Here is a 15,034-nt window from a genome sequence, read left to right as displayed (position 1 = left end):
ATACTATGGATCGATTAACAGTCCGCAAAATCACCGCACGTATTGCCTTTATCATCGGACTCCTCCTTATGTTCTTCGGGAGCGCCTTTTTATTGGGGACCCTGGAGGGTACTACCCGTTTTTCCGTACTAAGGGCTTTCTTCTTTGTCATTATCGGCGCTCTTTGTGCCTTTTTTGCTATAAAATTGAATAAACGATCCGTTTATTTGTTTTTTGCCACCTTTTTTCTGCTGATAGGTTTTTTCCTCTTCCTTTCCGCCCTCCGCATTATCCCCTTTTCTTTTTCCCAGGGATGGCCTCTGCTGTCCATATTTGCCGGGCTTGCTCTTTTACCCGCAGGCTGGCACCGTTTTGGGGCAATACGTACCCGCTATGTGGTTCCCGCGGTGGTATTTGTCCTCCTTGGCTGTATCCTGATGGTTTTTTCATTCCGTCTGGCCCCCTTTTCCTTTAAACACTTCGTAATCAGCTGGTGGCCCCTCCTGGTAGTTCTCATAGGCCTAATCCTGGTTCTCATATCCCTGGGTACAAAAAATAATTCGGGACCTCCAAAGCCGTAATGGCAAGACTATGCTGAATAGGGTGCTTTTTTACCGGCCACTGGTGTGGCTTCTTTTTTCTGCGGCGCTTATGTCCTGTGGAAGCCATGCGTCGGTGGCAGAAACGCCCCTGTCCATCCCTAGGGCTCCCGTTGAGGAGCCTCCCCAGGTATCCAGGACCCCCGGGGGAGGGGTGGCGGATGAAATTCGTTCCCTGGTGGAAAGCGGTCTCCCCTCTTCCCTGCTCAAGGCCCTGGATCTTATCGACAGCCGGAACCTGCGGGAAGGGGATTACGGCAGGGTGATGGCCGCCGTATCGGTAACCCTGCTGCAAAGGCTCTACCCTGATGTGCGGGTCCTCCTGCCCCCTGTGGATCCGCCCCGTATCCACAGTTATACCAGGATCCTACAGGAGGCGGAGCGGGGAAGCTATTATTCCCCCCCGCGGAATTCTCAGGATTATCTTGAATTGGTTCTCCCTTTTCTGGCGATTCTGGATGAAAGACGTGAGGACCGGCTTCTGGACGCCCTGCCGGACCTGAAACGTGCCCGGGAGCTTAATCCCCAGGGGGTACTGGCGCCTTATTTTACCGGCCTTGTCCGAGAGAGGACCGGTCAGTGGGAAAAGGCCGCAGAACAGTACACCTGGGCTTACGGTATATCCGAGGAATTCTACCCCGCCGCGCTTGGACTTGCCCGGTTTTTGAATTTCAAGGGGGCAGTCCAGGATGAAATAGAACTGCTTTCCACCATGGTCATCATGTATCCCGATAATATTTCTATTAAACGGCAGATGGCCCTGGCCTACTACAACAACCGGGATTGGGCCCGGGCGGAACCGGCTATAGCGGAGGTTCTCCAGCGGGACAGGGAACCGGGGCTTCCACGGGATGGGCAGTTTATCCTGATGCAGGCCCATCTCCTGGTGGAGCAAGGCCGGTTCACCCAAGCCCAGGCGCCTCTGGATCTCTATTCCATTATTAATCCTAATAACCGGCTCTACCTCTTTCTCCGTGCCCGGGTTCAGGCCGAAGGATACCGGAACAGAGATGGGGCTTTGAACTATCTGCGCTCCCTGCTCCGTGTTTCTGAAGATGACGAGGAGGCGTTGGTGTATGCGGCGCAGCTCCTTATGGGGTCTACCCATTCCGAGGATCAGGCCGAAGGCCGGGAACTCTTAACACGCCTCTTAAATACCCAGGAACCATCCTTGGAGGTAACATCCCTGGCGCTTCAGGATGCGGTACACCGTCAGGCCTGGACAGACGCCCAGCCCTACCTGGACCGGCTTTTAACGGAACGCCATTCCCCCCAGGATGTCCTCTTCGCCTATACTGTGGAGAGGGGCCTGGGGAACAGGAGAGCCGCCCTCGCCTATGCCCAGGAGCTCTACGATGCGGACCCATCCAACGAAGAGGGGGTCATTGCCTATATTTCCGCCCTGATCGATCTAGGTCGGCAGTCCGAAGCCGCCGCCCTTCTGGAAACCCGTTTAGCCTCCTTGAGCGGGGGCATTATGAAGAGCCGTTACTATTATCTCCGCAGCCGTCTGCGGTCCAACGAAGAATTAGTGATGAACGACCTCCGCTCCAGTCTTTTTGAGGATCCCCGAAACCTCAATGCCCTTACCGCAATGTTCGAAATCTATCATCGCCGCAAAGACGAACGCCGGGCTGTTTACTACCTCAAGCAAGCCCTGGCTTTGGCGCCGGATAATCTCCAGCTTAGGCGCTACGAAGCGGAGCTTGAGGAACACTGATACCAAGATTATGATTATTTTTTCTCCATTTTACTTGAAAATCATTTGAAAAGGGTTAATCATATAGGTATATATTCAGATGAAGGAGTATGGAGTGCCAAATCTTAAGGGAACCAAAACTGAAAAAAATTTGCTTATCGCCTTTGCCGGGGAGTCCCAGGCGAGGAACCGGTATACCTTCTGGGCCAGCGCTGCCAAGAAAGATGGGTTTGTCCAGATTTCCAATATTTTCACCGAGACCGCAGCGCAGGAGAAGGAACACGCCGAGCGGCTCTTTAAGTTCCTCGAGGGGGGGGATTTAACCATCGAATATTCCTTCCCCGCGGGGGTAATCGGGAAAACAACCGATAACCTTGCCGCCGCCGCCGCCGGGGAGGATCACGAATGGAAGAAGATGTACCCCGAATTCGCCAAAATCGCCAGGGCGGAGGGTTTCAACGTCATTGCCGAAATTTTTACAAACATCGCGGTGGCGGAAAAACAGCACGCCAAGCGTTTCCATAAGCTTAAGGAAAACGTCGATTCCGGAACGGTCTTCAAAAAGGAAAAGAGCATATCCTGGCGCTGCCTGAACTGCGGGTATATATATGAAGGAACCGAGGCTCCCAAGGCGTGTCCCGCCTGTGCCCATCCCCGGGATTATTTTGAAGTATTAGGGAAAAACTGGTAGGAGGTTACCAAATGGCTCAGAAATTTGTATGTGATACCTGTGGATATATCTACGATCCCACCGAAGGTGATGATGCCAACGGCATTAAACCTGGCACCGAATTTGCCGCTCTCCCCGACGACTGGGTATGTCCTACTTGTGGGGTCGGGAAAGACGGTTTCTCCCCCCAGTAAGAAGGAGTTTTCATGCTTTCCAGGGAAGATTTTGTATTTACCATCGGTTATGACGGCCCCGCAGCAGTGGTGGACGGTCAAGCTAAGCGCCGCAACGGCTCTCTTTCGACCCGCGAACTGGCCGAGAAGGGCCTTTTCCGCGCCGCCTATTCCTCCGCAATCTATTCCAAGGATACCGCAGACCTGGAAATTGTGTTGGAATTCTACAACAAAGCGGCGGGTACCACCTATACCCCATCCTCTTCCCTGGACCGTCTCTTCGGTGTCTTCCCCATAGAGGTAAAGCGCGCCATCGTCCTCTAATACTTGCTTATACGCCCCTTGACCCTTCCTTCCTTCGCATGGTATTTTACCAAAAGCTTTATATCACGAAAGGATGTACACTATTATGAATTCATTTGTTTTCCCCCTGCTCCTGGGCGCCCCCCAGGGAGGCGAAGGCGGCGGCCCCGGTTCCATGATCAGTACTTTCATTCCCTTTATCCTGATCATCGGAATTTTCTATTTCCTTATTATTCGTCCCCAGAACAAGAAGCAAAAAGAAACCCAGAAAATGCTGGGCGCCCTTAAAAAGGGTGATAAGATTGTGACTATCGGCGGTGTTCACGGGGTTATCCAGAGTGTTAAAGAAAGCTCGGTGGTACTCAAGGTAGACGAAAATACCAAGATCGAGTTTTCCCGCAGTGCTATTGCTACTGTAGTAGAAGCGAGCAAGGCGGTTGAAAAAATCGAAGATAAGCCGGCTGACGATACGGAAGAGACAAAGAACTAATTTTTTTCGGAGCTGATGCATGAGTAAACGATACCGGTTCTTCATCATCCTTTTAACGATTGGGGTGTGTTTTGTTTTTTTATTTCCCACCATTCGTTGGTATTTTATGATACCCAAGGAAGATCAGGCTCTGGCCCTGGGTTCCCGGGAGCAGATTAAAATATATGCCTCAGAGACGGCCCAGGCAGACCTTCAAACATTGGTAGACGCCGCCCGTTCGGGGGGGGATGTGCCGGAACGGCTGTCTTTCCTCACCACCCTGGCCAAAAAAAATAATCGGGATGCAAAAACCGCCGTATGGGATGCCCGGGCGGTGCTTTCCAGCTTTATCAGCCGTCAGGAAGCCCTGGATACCATAGAGACCCGGTACCGGGACAATATCTTTAAACTAAAGGACCTCCAGAAGAGTGCAGTTCAATTGGGGCTGGATTTGTCCGGAGGCCTGAGTATCGTGTTACAGGCAGACATGGACGCCCTTCGGGAAAGGCTGGGCCGGGAATTGACCGAAGCCGACCGGGAAGATGCGGTAAACCGCGCCTTGGAAGTGCTGAACAGCCGGATTGACCGCTTCGGCCTTACCGAACCGGTGATACGGCGTCAGGGCGCCGACCAGATCTATGTGGAAATCCCCGGCGCCGCTGACCCGGAGCGGATCAATTCTATCATCATGGGCAGGGGGAGCCTTAACTTCCACATTGTGGACCGGGAAGCGGCATCCGCCTTTAACCAATACTACGCGGCTAATCCCACCACTACCTTTGACAGTGCGGGAAACCTTATTGATCCTTCGGTGGTTCCTGCTGACGTGCTTATTCGGGGGGTCTATTCCAAGGACAAGTATGGGCTGGACGAGCATAACAGGAATGCCTATGGCACCCTGGATTATACGGCAATCAAGAAAGAAATAGGTCTGGACGGCAACCATATTAAAAGCGCCGTGGTGGAACGGAACAATCTGGACGGCAAGCCGGAGGTTACCTTCCTCCTGGACGCCGAAGGTGGGGAGATATTCTATCAGCTCACCTCCGCCAATGTGGGGCAGCCCCTGGCTATCGTGTTGGATGACCGGGTTAAATCCCAGGCTACCATTCAGACTGCTATTCGGGATCAGGTGCGCCTGACGGGGTTTGATCTGGACGAGGCGAATACCATAGCGTTAACCCTCAGAACTGCGGCGCTGCCGGTGGAACTTGAAGTAATTACCCAGCAGGCCATAGGGGCCTCCCTGGGGGAAGATACCATACGCCAAGGGCTCTTCGCCCTTCTCGGCGGCTTAGTGGTGGTCATGGTCTTTATGCTGGTATTCTATAAAGGTTCCGGGATAAACGCGGTGATCGCCCAGCTCCTGAACATCTATCTTATGGGGAGTATCCTTTCCGCCTTTAACTTCACCCTGACCCTGCCCAGTATCGCCGGGTTTATTCTTACCATCGGTATGGCGGTGGATGCCAATGTGATCATCTTTGAACGGATGAAGGAAGAATTGAGGCTTGGCAAGGGCCGTAAGGCTGCGATTGACGCGGGCTTTGACAAAGCCTTTTGGGCCATCATGGACTCTAATATCACTACCTTTATTGCTGCCCTGTTCCTTTCCCAGCTTGGTTCCGGCCCCATACAGGGCTTCGCGGTCAGCTTGGCCATCGGGGTGTTTTCATCGGTCTTTACGGCCCTCTTCGTGTCCCGGCTTATCTTTGACTTCGGCACCGATGTGATAGGCAGCAAGACGCTTTCAGTAAGCTGGGCAAGGGGAGTCAAATAATGAAGATCATTCGTTTTTCCAAGTTGTTTATTCCTGCGGCGATCCTCTCCGTGTTGTTGATCGCAGCGGGGATTATCTCCTATGCCATCAAGGGTTTTAACCTGGGGGTCGATTTTCAAGCCGGTCTTATTCAGGAAGTGCAGTTTGCTCCCACGGCTCTTAGCTTGACCTATAGCGGCAGGGGTAACGCTGCTGTTTCTATGGATCGGAATGGCCTCTACGTTGTCATCTCCGGCGTGGGAGTTGAAGGGGTAACCCATAGTTTCCCCTTTGCCAACTATCAGACCATCGGCGACTTAAGCGCCGCTTTGGCCCGGGTGGACGGCATTGGGGTGGACAATTCTACCAGCGGCGCTGCCGTTACCCAGCAGCTGGTCCAGAGCGCCCAGGGAAACCCCGTGCTTGGTTCGGATCCCTATGTACTGCACTATCTTCCCGATAATCTGCCGGAAATTGCGATAGAGGATGTCCGGGGCGCATTGTCTCCCCTTGGGACTGTTTCGGTTCAGGTTCTGGGTGCAGACAGCGAGCGGCGTTTCATGGTCCGCATGGAGGACAGCGAAATTGACGGCGGTCAGGGTATTCCTGCGGAGAAGATCATAAGCAGCCTGGAAACGGTCTTTGGAACCGGCGGTGTGGCGGTAACCCGGTCGGACTATGTGGGTTCCCGGTTCTCCAAGCAGCTTTCGGATCAGGCGGGTCTCCTTATGGGTCTTACGCTGCTGCTCATCCTTATCTACGCTTCCATACGATTTAAGCCTCAGTTCGCCGTCGGCGCGGTCCTTGCAATTGCCCATGATGCGCTTATTATCGTCTCCTTTGTTACCTGGACCCGGATGGAATTTAACACCACCACGATTGCTGCGATTCTGACCATCCTTGGGTATTCCATCAACGATACTATCGTTATCTTTGACCGTATCAGGGAAACTAGGCGCATTTATCCGGATGACAAATTTGTAAATATCCTGGACCGGGCCTTAACAGAAACCCTGAGCCGCACCATTATTACCACCGTAACCACCATGTTGGCGGTTTTGTCCCTCTTTATATTCACCACCGGGTCCATGAAAGACTTTGCCCTGGCGCTCCTGGTGGGTATGATTTCCGGTGTATATTCCACCATTTTTGTCGCCTCCGGGTTTGTCAATTGGTGGGATGTTCAGGTGACAAAGCGGTCCAAGAAAAAATTTGTTTTAGCGCCCTCCGCATAGAGCAATGAAGGTAATTCGCGCCCGCGTACTTGGTTTTTGTATGGGGGTGCGCCGGGCCATGGATATGGCGGATACGGCGCTGTTACAAGCCGCCGCCGCCGTATATGCCATGGGTCCCCTGATTCACAATCCCCAGGCAATGGAAGATCTTAAAAAACGGGGCCTTGAGGTTCTGGAGGAAGATCATCTTCCGGAGGATCTTAGCGCTTCTTCGGTTATCATCCGCGCCCATGGTATTACCCCCGGCCTTGAGACGGCGCTTACAAAGCGGCGGGCAACACTTATCGACGCTACCTGCCCTAAGGTTAAAGCCAGTCAGTTAAAGGCCCGTTCTCTGTGCGGGGATGGGTACCGGGTTTTCCTGGCCGGGGAGCGGCGGCATGCGGAGATAATCGGCATCCAGGGCTACGCTCCGGACTGTATCATCCTGGGGACCCCCCCGGAGGCCAGAGAGGCGGCGGAAAAACTTTTCGCCCGGGAGCCGGAAGCCAGGACCGCTCTGATAGGACAGACCACTATTTCCGAAGCTGAGTATGCCGCTATTGGGGCGGAGATAGGAAAACTGTTTCCGGATCTGCGTATTATAAATACTATTTGCCGCGCCACCAGGGACCGTCAGGACAGCCTGCGGGAGCTCTGCGCCCAGGTCGACGCGGTCATTGTAGCCGGGGGCAGCGACTCGGCCAATACCAGACGGCTCCTGGCCATAGCCCAGTCATTCGAGGATGCCCAGGGCAGGGGCAAGCCGGCGTGGTTGGTTGAGAATGCCGCAGATATTCCCGACGGGCTAGGCGCCTATAACACCCTGGGGCTCTGCGCCGGGGCATCAACGCCGGACGGGTTAATTGACGCCATTGAAAACGCCCTGCAGGTATCGTCATAGGGGCCTCGGTATACTTTTTTGTCCCTGCGCGTTGACAGGGAACATGTTAGGTGGGATCATGTGACGAATATGAAAACTATTCTGGTTAAAAAACGGCGCGTCCTGGCGCCGGAAGAGTTTTTTGCTTTGCTGCAAAAAACTCCGGTGATATCCGCAGTGAAATCTGCGGAGGCGCTGGAACAGCAGCTTGAAACCACCAGTGATATTGTTTTTATCCTCTTTGGGGATATCCTTAGTATTCCCGCTACGGTGGCCAGGATAAAAGATGCGGGAAAAATCGCCATGGTCCATCTTGATCTTATAGAAGGATTGTCCGCCCGGGAGATCGCCGTAGATTTCCTCTGGGAAAATACCCGGGCGGATGGCATTCTTTCCACCAAGGCCAATTTGATTAAACATGCTAAGCTTCTGGGCTTTCTGACCATTCAGCGTTTTTTTGTCCTCGATTCCATGGCCCTCCTTAATATCGAAAAACAGTTTCCCCTGGACCACGCCGATGCGGTGGAAATTCTCCCCGGGGTAATGCCAAAGATTATAAACAAGATCGCCCATATCACGAAAAAGCCCGTCATCGCCGGGGGGCTTATTTCGGATACGGAGGATATACAGAACGCCCTGAAAGCCGGGGCAATTGCGGTTTCCACATCAAATCCGGAACTCCTCCAAGGAATGAGGAATTGCTGATTCTCCGGATAATCGTCTTGATTTTTTGCTGCCCAAGTAGTATGGTATAAAAAGGTTTGTGTAAAAGCGGGCCACCTATTCCTAATTCTTTAGGTATCTAATTTGCTGAAGAGATAAAGAGCACAGCAAAATAGCCGGATGGTTATTTTGTTGTGCTCTTTTTTTTCTTTAACCGGAGGTTTGTATGGCTCAGAATACGGTTTACGAGAGTTTTGACAAGATGGAGGCTTTTATGAAGGATGTCTTCGTAAAAGTCGGCGTGCCGGCTGCTGATGCGGCGGTCTGTGCGGAGGTGTTGATCGAGTCCGATAAGCGGGGCATCGATTCCCACGGGGTAGGGCGGTTTAAGCCTATCTATATAGACCGGATCAAGGAGGGCATCCAGTTTCCGCTTACCAATTTTGAGGTGGTAAAGGACGGTCTTGCCACGGCGGTGGTGGACGGCCATGACGGTATGGGCCAGGTGGTTGGGAAGAAAGCCATGCAGATGGCCATTGATAAGGCGAAAAAGTACGGCATGGGTATGGTGGTGGCGAGAAATTCCACCCATTACGGCATTGCGGGGTACTACGCCACCATGGCGACCAAGGCGGGGATGATAGGCATTACCGGTACCAACGCCCGGCCTTCCATAGCTCCCACCTTTGGTGTTGAAAATATGCTGGGGACAAACCCTTTAACCGTGGGAATTCCCTCGGATGAAGACTTCCCCTTTGTGCTTGATTGCGCCACCTCGGTTTCCCAGCGGGGGAAAATTGAACATTACGATAGGATAGGTAAAAAAATGCCTCAAGGCTGGGTTATTGATAACCAGGGCAACAGCGAAACCGATCCTGCCAAGGCCCTGGACGGGCTGACCAAGGGGACCTACGCCTTGGCGCCCCTGGGCGGACTGGGGGATGATACCGCCGGGTACAAGGGTTATGGCTACGCCACGGTGGTGGAGATCCTCTCCGCCGCCCTGCAGCAAGGGGCCTTCTTAAAGGCCCTGAGCGGCATAGACTCAAATGGTAAGAAGGTTCCCTATCATCTTGGGCATTTCTTTATTGCCATAGACATAAACGCCTTTACGGAACTTGACGCCTTCAAAAAGACGGTCGGCGATATTTTGCGGGATCTGCGGGCTTCGAGAAAAATGCCCGGCCATGACCGGATCTACACTGCGGGAGAGAAGGAATATCTAGCCTGGCTGGACAGAAAGGAAAAGGGCGTTCCTTTGAACGAGAGTCTCAAGAAAACGGTAAAACAGTTGAAGGAAGAGTATAAGCTTGATGCTTATGCCTTCAATTTCTAAGGACGTAGCCCCGGTGAAGCTTTAGCTTTTTTTCGGACTTGTCGCATATACGGGCGTGGGGAAGGACATACCCGTCTTCATGTGCATGTAGAGTCCGCTTCCGCAGCCCCGCTGCGCGGGTCTACTACAGCGGGGAATTCCATATACATGAAGCCGGGTATGCCCCTCCCCACGCCCGCCTGTGTTACAGGACGAAGAAGGAGCTTCCCTAGGCTGGGTTCACATACCGGGGTGGAGTAGGATATGGCGTTAACAATACACAAATTTAAAGCAGATATTGATATGATTGGGATAAATCCATTTGTATTTGTACCGGAAAATATTTTAAAGGACATATTTAAACAGGCCGGGAAAGAAAAGGGGCCTATTCCTATTAAAGGGAATATAAATGATAAACCGTATAAACAGACATTGGTGAAATTTAAAGGTTATTGGCGATTATATATTAATACAACAATGCTGAAAAATTCACCGGATAGAATTGGAGAAACAATAAAACTGTCAATAACATTTGACTCAAGTGAAAGGAAAATAACTCCTCACCCTGAATTTGTAAAGGCTCTTGAAGAAAACGGTAACGCAAAAATAGTATTTGACGGATTACCCCCTTCCAGACAACATGAAATTATTAGATATATTTCATTCTTAAAAACAGAAAAAAGTATTGATAAAAATATCAAAAAAGCAATAGACTTTTTATTGGGGAATGGAAAATTTGTTGGTAGAAATAAACCGTAGAAAGATAAAATGATTATTGAATTGGATGAATTTGCCAGGGAGCTGTGCTTGTCCTACAAGCAAATCAAAATAACGTTAAGGAGTACCTGAAAAGGTATTAGCCGTAGCAAATATATCCCCCCACCGTTTAAAGTACAATGTGATAACCGGAGAATTGTTTATTCCAGGACTGTGACACCGGCGGGCGAGGGGAGGGGCATACCTGGCTTCATGTATATGGAATTCCCTGTCGTAGTAGACCCACGTAGTGGGGCTGCGGAGACAGACTCTACATGCACATGAAGACGGGTATGCCCCTCCCCTCGCCCGTCTTTGCCAATAAATCCGATAAATAGTCCAAACCCCCGGTTGAATACTTTACCTCATTTTTATACTATTATATAAACCCCCAGAGGAGACGCAATGCGGGCAATTGAACTAGAAAAAGCCTTTGATCCCAAATCCTTCGAAGACCGTATCTATGCCCAATGGCAGGAGACCGGCGCTTTTAAACCCCGCCCCGGGGACGGGAAGGGGACCCCCTTTACGGTGGTCATCCCGCCCCCAAACGTTACCGGTGTCCTTCACCTGGGGCATGGGCTGAATAATTCCCTCCAGGACATCGTCGTCCGCTTCCACCGTATGCGGGAGGAGCCTACCCTGTGGGTGCCAGGCACGGATCATGCGGGGATCGCTACCCAAAATGTGGTGGAAAGGCGGCTTAAGGCTAAGGGGCAGAGTCGGCACGACCTGGGGCGGGAAAAGTTTGTCGAAGAGACGTGGAAGGTTAAGAACGAACATCACGCTATTATTTCCCGGCAGTTAGAGCGGATAGGGGCCAGCGTGGACTGGTCCCGGGAACGGTTTACCCTGGACGAAGGCCTGTCTAAGGCGGTCCGGGAGGTTTTTGTTACCCTCTACGAGCGGGATCTTCTGTATAAAGGGAATTATCTGGTAAATTGGTGTCCCTCCTGCGGGACTGCCCTGTCGGACGACGAGGTGGACCACGAGGATACTCCGGGTAAGATGTACCACCTGCGCTACCCGGTTGTAGATTCTGCGGGAAAATTTGTGGAACTGGCTACCACCCGGCCGGAGACTATGCTGGGGGACACCGCCGTGGCGGTCCACCCGGAGGACGAGCGTTATACGGCGTTGGCTGGAAAGAAGGTGATTCTCCCCCTGACGGGCCGGGAAATCCCTGTGGTCCTTGATACCTATGTGGATAGGGAGTTTGGTACCGGGGTGGTGAAGATAACCCCCGCCCATGACCCAAACGACTGGGAAGTGGCCAAGCGGCATGAACTTCCGGTGATCAATATCCTCACCCCCGATGGGAAGCTCAATGATGCGGTTCCGGAAAAATACCGGGGCCTCCCGGTTAAGAAAGCCCGGGAAGTAGTCCTGGAGGACCTTAAGGCCGGTGGTTTTTACATTAAAGAAGAAGATATCACCCATGCGGTGGGGCACTGTTACCGCTGTCATACGGTGATAGAGCCCTTCCTTTCGGAGCAGTGGTTTGTGCGGATGAAGCCCCTGGCGGATAAAGCCCTGGCGGCATGGCGGCAGGGGGAGATAATCTTCTACCCGAAAAAATGGGAAAACACCTATCAGCATTGGATGGAAAATATCCGGGACTGGTGTGTAAGCCGCCAGCTTTGGTGGGGCCACCGTATTCCCGCATGGTACTGTGCGGACTGCGGCAAAACCGCCGTTTCCCGGACCGATCTTTCCGTCTGTCCCCACTGCGGTTCCAAAAATATTGAGCAGGACCCGGACGTGCTGGATACCTGGTTTTCCAGCTGGCTCTGGCCCTTCAGTACCTTAGGATGGCCGGAAGATACGGCGGATCTTAAAACCTTTTATCCAACCACAGCATTGGTAACCGCCTACGACATTATCTTCTTCTGGGTTTCCCGGATGATCATGGCAGGGCTGGAGTTTACCGGCAGGGTTCCCTTCCGGGACATCTATATCCACGGGCTTATCCGGGACAAGCAGGGCCGGAAGATGAGCAAGAGCCTGGGGAACGGCTTGGACCCCCTGGAACTGGTGGACGAGTTCGGCGCCGACGCCCTCAAGTTTACCCTGGCCTTTATGTGCGCCCAGGGGCAGGACCTGCTGGTGGACAAGGAATCCTTTAAGATGGGTTCCAAATTCGTCAACAAAATCTGGAATGCCAGCCGCTACATCCTGATGAACCTGGAAGGCCGGAATTTGGTTGCAAGTCCAAGCCTCCTTCCAGCGGACAAGTGGATTTACTCCCGGCTTAACGGCGCGGCTAAGACCCTTACCGAAGCATTTCTGTCCTACCGCTATAACGATGCTGCTCAGACGGCCTATGAATATTTCTGGAACGATTTTTGTGACTGGTATGTGGAAGCCACCAAGCTTTCCCTTAAATCCGGCAGTGATACTGAAAAGGACCGGGCTACTACGGTACTCCTGGATGTGCTCGCACAATCGCTGCGGCTCCTCCATCCCCTGCTGCCCTTTGTTACCGAGGAAATCTACGGTAAGCTTAACGCCGCAACTTGCAGCGCCGCGCAGGAACAGCTTATCAACGCCGCCTATCCGGTGTACGATGAGAAAAAGTACGATCCTAAGGCGGAGGCGGACTTTGTGTTTTTGCAGGAACTGGTCGTTCTGGTCAGGACGCTCCGCAGCGAATGTACCATAAGTCCGGAGAAAAAAGTGCGGGTCCTGGTCCGGCTTGGAGAGGCCAAGGGGAGGATACTCAGCGAAAACGCAGAGCTCGTAAAACTCCTGGCGGGCATAGCAAACCTGGAAGGCGATCAAACCGGAGGGGAGGGGAGCCGGCCCCAGGGATCTATCGCCGTGGTGGGCTCCGGATTTGAAGCCTTTGTGTATATTGCGGAAGCGGCGGATCTGGGCCAGCTCAAACAGAAATTTACCAAGGATATCGAAAAGGACCTGAAATATATCGGGGGGCTGGAATCAAAATTGGCCAATGAAAATTTTCTGAAGAATGCCCCGGCGGAACTGATTGCCGCAGAAAAACTAAAGCTTGAGGATGCCCGGAAACGGACGGGCAAACTGGAATCCTATATCCGTGATATGGCCTGAGGAGCGGCAATGACCACCGAAGAAATGCTTCGCCTAAAAGGAACCTTTCTCGCTCCCTATATGCAGCTTGCCACTGCGCTTATCGGTAAAGTCCGGGAGGGCGGGGGCAATATGTTCCGGCATCAGCTCGATACCATGGCCACCCTGATCGACTACGGATACATCGATTCGGTGCTTCTCAAAGCGTCTATTGTCCACGATCTGATCGAGGATGTTCCGGATTTTAACCACAACCTCCTTTTGGCTACCGATTTTGAAGGCCCGGAGGTGTACGATCTGGTGTTAGAAGTAACCCGTTTTCCCAACGAGACCAAACCGGAGTTTCTTACCCGTATCCGGGAAAGCGCTTCCCGGGAGGCGAAGATCCTCAAGGTAGCGGATCGCATATCAAATATGATCTCCCTTGGATTTGTGCTCAACGTTGAATTTATCGGCCGTTACACCGAGGAGACGGTGAAGTACATCATTCCCATCGCCGAAGAGGTTAATACGGCCATGCTGGGGGAACTGAATTCCCTGGTGGAATCCAGGAGAAAGTACGTGTCCGTTTTTACCAACCAGGGGACCGGAAATGATTAAGCCCCTATCGGCCGGGGCTGTTTGGTCTATTCTATGGTTTATACCAATAGTATTGCTGCTAGTTTCCTGTTCCCCTTCTGAAACCCCGCAGCAGGCAGGGGTGGGAAACCTCGCCGTTGGCGGCGCCGGAACCATTGCCGGAGATTCCGGCTTAACCGGGACGGTAATCGCCGGGGCGGATTCGGAACTGGTTTTTTCGGAAAAGATGCGTCAGGTCCTATCCAAGGCACTGATCCCCGGGGATCTTTCCCGCCGGATTATGGCTGCCGCCGCGGATGGCCCCAACTTTATCCTGGACCTTCTGGCCTGCCTGGAGGGGGACCCCTATCTTTGGCGCTTGGTAGACAAGGCCCACGCCCTTCCCGAAGGCTATGAACCGGAGGATCTGGTGGAACTTACCGGCGGCGCGTATCAGATAAACCGCCGGGGCCTTATGCTCCGCCGGGCAGCCGCCAATGCCTTAACAGCCATGGCCTACGCCGCCCAAGCGGAAGGGGTCGTATTTCTCGCCGCCTCAAGTTACCGTTCCTATGATTACCAGGTGGAGGTCTATGCCCGCAATGTCCGTGAAGATGGTCAGGAAGAAGCGGACCGGCTTTCCGCCCGCCCCGGTTATAGTCAGCATCAAACCGGCCTGGTCATGGACTTTGGCCCCATCGATGACAGCTTTGCCAAAACCCCCGCGGGCCGCTGGATACTGCCCAATGCCGCCCGCTTCGGCTGGTCCCTATCCTTTCCCGACGGCTACGAGGCGGTAACCGGCTATGTTTGGGAAAGCTGGCACTATCGTTACGTGGGGCCGGAACTCGCTGCCTTCATCGACACCTACTTCGACGGGATACAGCAATACGCGCTGCAGTTTATCCACCAGTGGGAGAATACCCGGTAAGGGAATAGAAGGCAA

General features: G+C 52.8%; 15 protein-coding genes. All 15 read left to right on the top strand.

Annotation, left to right across the window (positions count from 1 at the left end; translation table 11 throughout):
- Positions 1–5 precede the first annotated feature (5 nt).
- Positions 6–560, top strand: a complete 555-nt coding sequence (locus tag TPRIMZ1_RS0104675; RefSeq protein WP_010255725.1) for a LiaI-LiaF-like domain-containing protein — start codon at positions 6–8, stop codon at positions 558–560.
- A 10-nt stretch (positions 561–570) separates the two neighbouring features.
- The gene (locus TPRIMZ1_RS0104670) at positions 571–2,298 is read left to right on the top strand and encodes a tetratricopeptide repeat protein (RefSeq protein ID WP_010255724.1); all 1,728 of its coding nucleotides are present in this window, start codon (positions 571–573) and stop codon (positions 2,296–2,298) included.
- Positions 2,299–2,392: 94 nt separating this feature from the next.
- A complete protein-coding gene (rbr, locus tag TPRIMZ1_RS0104665; protein ID WP_010255723.1) occupies positions 2,393–2,968 on the top strand; it encodes a rubrerythrin in 576 nt (191 codons plus the stop codon).
- 11 nt (positions 2,969–2,979) lie between these two features.
- Positions 2,980–3,141: a rubredoxin gene (rd, locus tag TPRIMZ1_RS0104660; protein ID WP_010255722.1), complete on the top strand. Its 162-nt coding sequence runs from the start codon at positions 2,980–2,982 to the stop codon at positions 3,139–3,141.
- Between the two features lie 12 nt (positions 3,142–3,153).
- Positions 3,154–3,444: a hypothetical protein gene (locus TPRIMZ1_RS0104655; protein ID WP_010255721.1), complete on the top strand. Its 291-nt coding sequence runs from the start codon at positions 3,154–3,156 to the stop codon at positions 3,442–3,444.
- A gap of 85 nt (positions 3,445–3,529) precedes the next feature.
- Entirely contained in the window at positions 3,530–3,913 is a 384-nt protein-coding gene (gene yajC / locus TPRIMZ1_RS0104650) for a preprotein translocase subunit YajC (RefSeq protein WP_010255719.1), read from the top strand.
- 19 nt (positions 3,914–3,932) lie between these two features.
- Positions 3,933–5,672 carry a protein translocase subunit SecD gene (gene secD / locus TPRIMZ1_RS0104645; RefSeq protein WP_010255716.1) on the top strand — a complete coding sequence of 580 codons (1,740 nt, stop codon included), beginning with the start codon at positions 3,933–3,935 and terminating at the stop codon, positions 5,670–5,672.
- Complete coding sequence (secF, locus tag TPRIMZ1_RS0104640) at positions 5,672–6,886, top strand: protein translocase subunit SecF (RefSeq protein WP_010255714.1); 1,215 nt, start codon at positions 5,672–5,674, stop codon at positions 6,884–6,886. Before secD ends, secF begins: the two co-directional genes overlap by 1 nt.
- 4 nt (positions 6,887–6,890) lie before the next feature.
- Positions 6,891–7,769, top strand: a complete 879-nt coding sequence (gene ispH / locus TPRIMZ1_RS0104635) for a 4-hydroxy-3-methylbut-2-enyl diphosphate reductase (RefSeq protein WP_010255711.1) — start codon at positions 6,891–6,893, stop codon at positions 7,767–7,769.
- Positions 7,770–7,838: 69 nt separating this feature from the next.
- Positions 7,839–8,453, top strand: coding sequence for a glycerol-3-phosphate responsive antiterminator (locus TPRIMZ1_RS0104630; RefSeq protein ID WP_010255709.1), 615 nt, complete (start codon positions 7,839–7,841; stop codon positions 8,451–8,453).
- 184 nt (positions 8,454–8,637) lie between these two features.
- Complete coding sequence (locus tag TPRIMZ1_RS0104625; protein WP_010255706.1) at positions 8,638–9,747, top strand: Ldh family oxidoreductase; 1,110 nt, start codon at positions 8,638–8,640, stop codon at positions 9,745–9,747.
- 243 nt (positions 9,748–9,990) lie between these two features.
- Positions 9,991–10,485: a YdeI/OmpD-associated family protein gene (locus tag TPRIMZ1_RS0104620; RefSeq protein WP_010255703.1), complete on the top strand. Its 495-nt coding sequence runs from the start codon at positions 9,991–9,993 to the stop codon at positions 10,483–10,485.
- A 402-nt stretch (positions 10,486–10,887) separates the two neighbouring features.
- Positions 10,888–13,551, top strand: coding sequence for a valine--tRNA ligase (locus tag TPRIMZ1_RS0104615; RefSeq protein WP_010255701.1), 2,664 nt, complete (start codon positions 10,888–10,890; stop codon positions 13,549–13,551).
- Positions 13,552–13,560: 9 nt separating this feature from the next.
- Positions 13,561–14,130: an HD domain-containing protein gene (locus tag TPRIMZ1_RS0104610; RefSeq protein WP_010255699.1), complete on the top strand. Its 570-nt coding sequence runs from the start codon at positions 13,561–13,563 to the stop codon at positions 14,128–14,130.
- Entirely contained in the window at positions 14,123–15,019 is an 897-nt protein-coding gene (locus TPRIMZ1_RS0104605) for a M15 family metallopeptidase (protein WP_010255698.1), read from the top strand. The genes TPRIMZ1_RS0104610 and TPRIMZ1_RS0104605 overlap by 8 nt, the downstream gene beginning before the upstream one ends.
- Positions 15,020–15,034 lie beyond the last annotated feature (15 nt).

This window comes from Treponema primitia ZAS-1, from assembly GCF_000297095.1.
GTDB classification, from domain to species: Bacteria; Spirochaetota; Spirochaetia; order Treponematales; family Breznakiellaceae; genus Termitinema; species Termitinema primitia_A.
The sequence above is the reverse complement of the archived record's forward strand: the minus strand, read 5'-3'. Positions and strand labels throughout refer to the sequence as shown.

Coding starts and splice junctions, on each gene's coding strand:
- TPRIMZ1_RS0104655 (WP_010255721.1), top strand. CDS start 3,154: ATGCTTTCCAGGGAAGATTTTGTATTTACCATCGGTTATGACGGCCCC.
- TPRIMZ1_RS0104610 (WP_010255699.1), top strand. CDS start 13,561: ATGACCACCGAAGAAATGCTTCGCCTAAAAGGAACCTTTCTCGCTCCC.
- yajC (WP_010255719.1), top strand. CDS start 3,530: ATGAATTCATTTGTTTTCCCCCTGCTCCTGGGCGCCCCCCAGGGAGGC.
- TPRIMZ1_RS0104630 (WP_010255709.1), top strand. CDS start 7,839: ATGAAAACTATTCTGGTTAAAAAACGGCGCGTCCTGGCGCCGGAAGAG.
- TPRIMZ1_RS0104605 (WP_010255698.1), top strand. CDS start 14,123: ATGATTAAGCCCCTATCGGCCGGGGCTGTTTGGTCTATTCTATGGTTT.
- TPRIMZ1_RS0104625 (WP_010255706.1), top strand. CDS start 8,638: ATGGCTCAGAATACGGTTTACGAGAGTTTTGACAAGATGGAGGCTTTT.
- TPRIMZ1_RS0104620 (WP_010255703.1), top strand. CDS start 9,991: ATGGCGTTAACAATACACAAATTTAAAGCAGATATTGATATGATTGGG.
- TPRIMZ1_RS0104615 (WP_010255701.1), top strand. CDS start 10,888: ATGCGGGCAATTGAACTAGAAAAAGCCTTTGATCCCAAATCCTTCGAA.
- rd (WP_010255722.1), top strand. CDS start 2,980: ATGGCTCAGAAATTTGTATGTGATACCTGTGGATATATCTACGATCCC.
- TPRIMZ1_RS0104675 (WP_010255725.1), top strand. CDS start 6: ATGGATCGATTAACAGTCCGCAAAATCACCGCACGTATTGCCTTTATC.
- ispH (WP_010255711.1), top strand. CDS start 6,891: ATGAAGGTAATTCGCGCCCGCGTACTTGGTTTTTGTATGGGGGTGCGC.
- TPRIMZ1_RS0104670 (WP_010255724.1), top strand. CDS start 571: ATGCTGAATAGGGTGCTTTTTTACCGGCCACTGGTGTGGCTTCTTTTT.
- secF (WP_010255714.1), top strand. CDS start 5,672: ATGAAGATCATTCGTTTTTCCAAGTTGTTTATTCCTGCGGCGATCCTC.
- secD (WP_010255716.1), top strand. CDS start 3,933: ATGAGTAAACGATACCGGTTCTTCATCATCCTTTTAACGATTGGGGTG.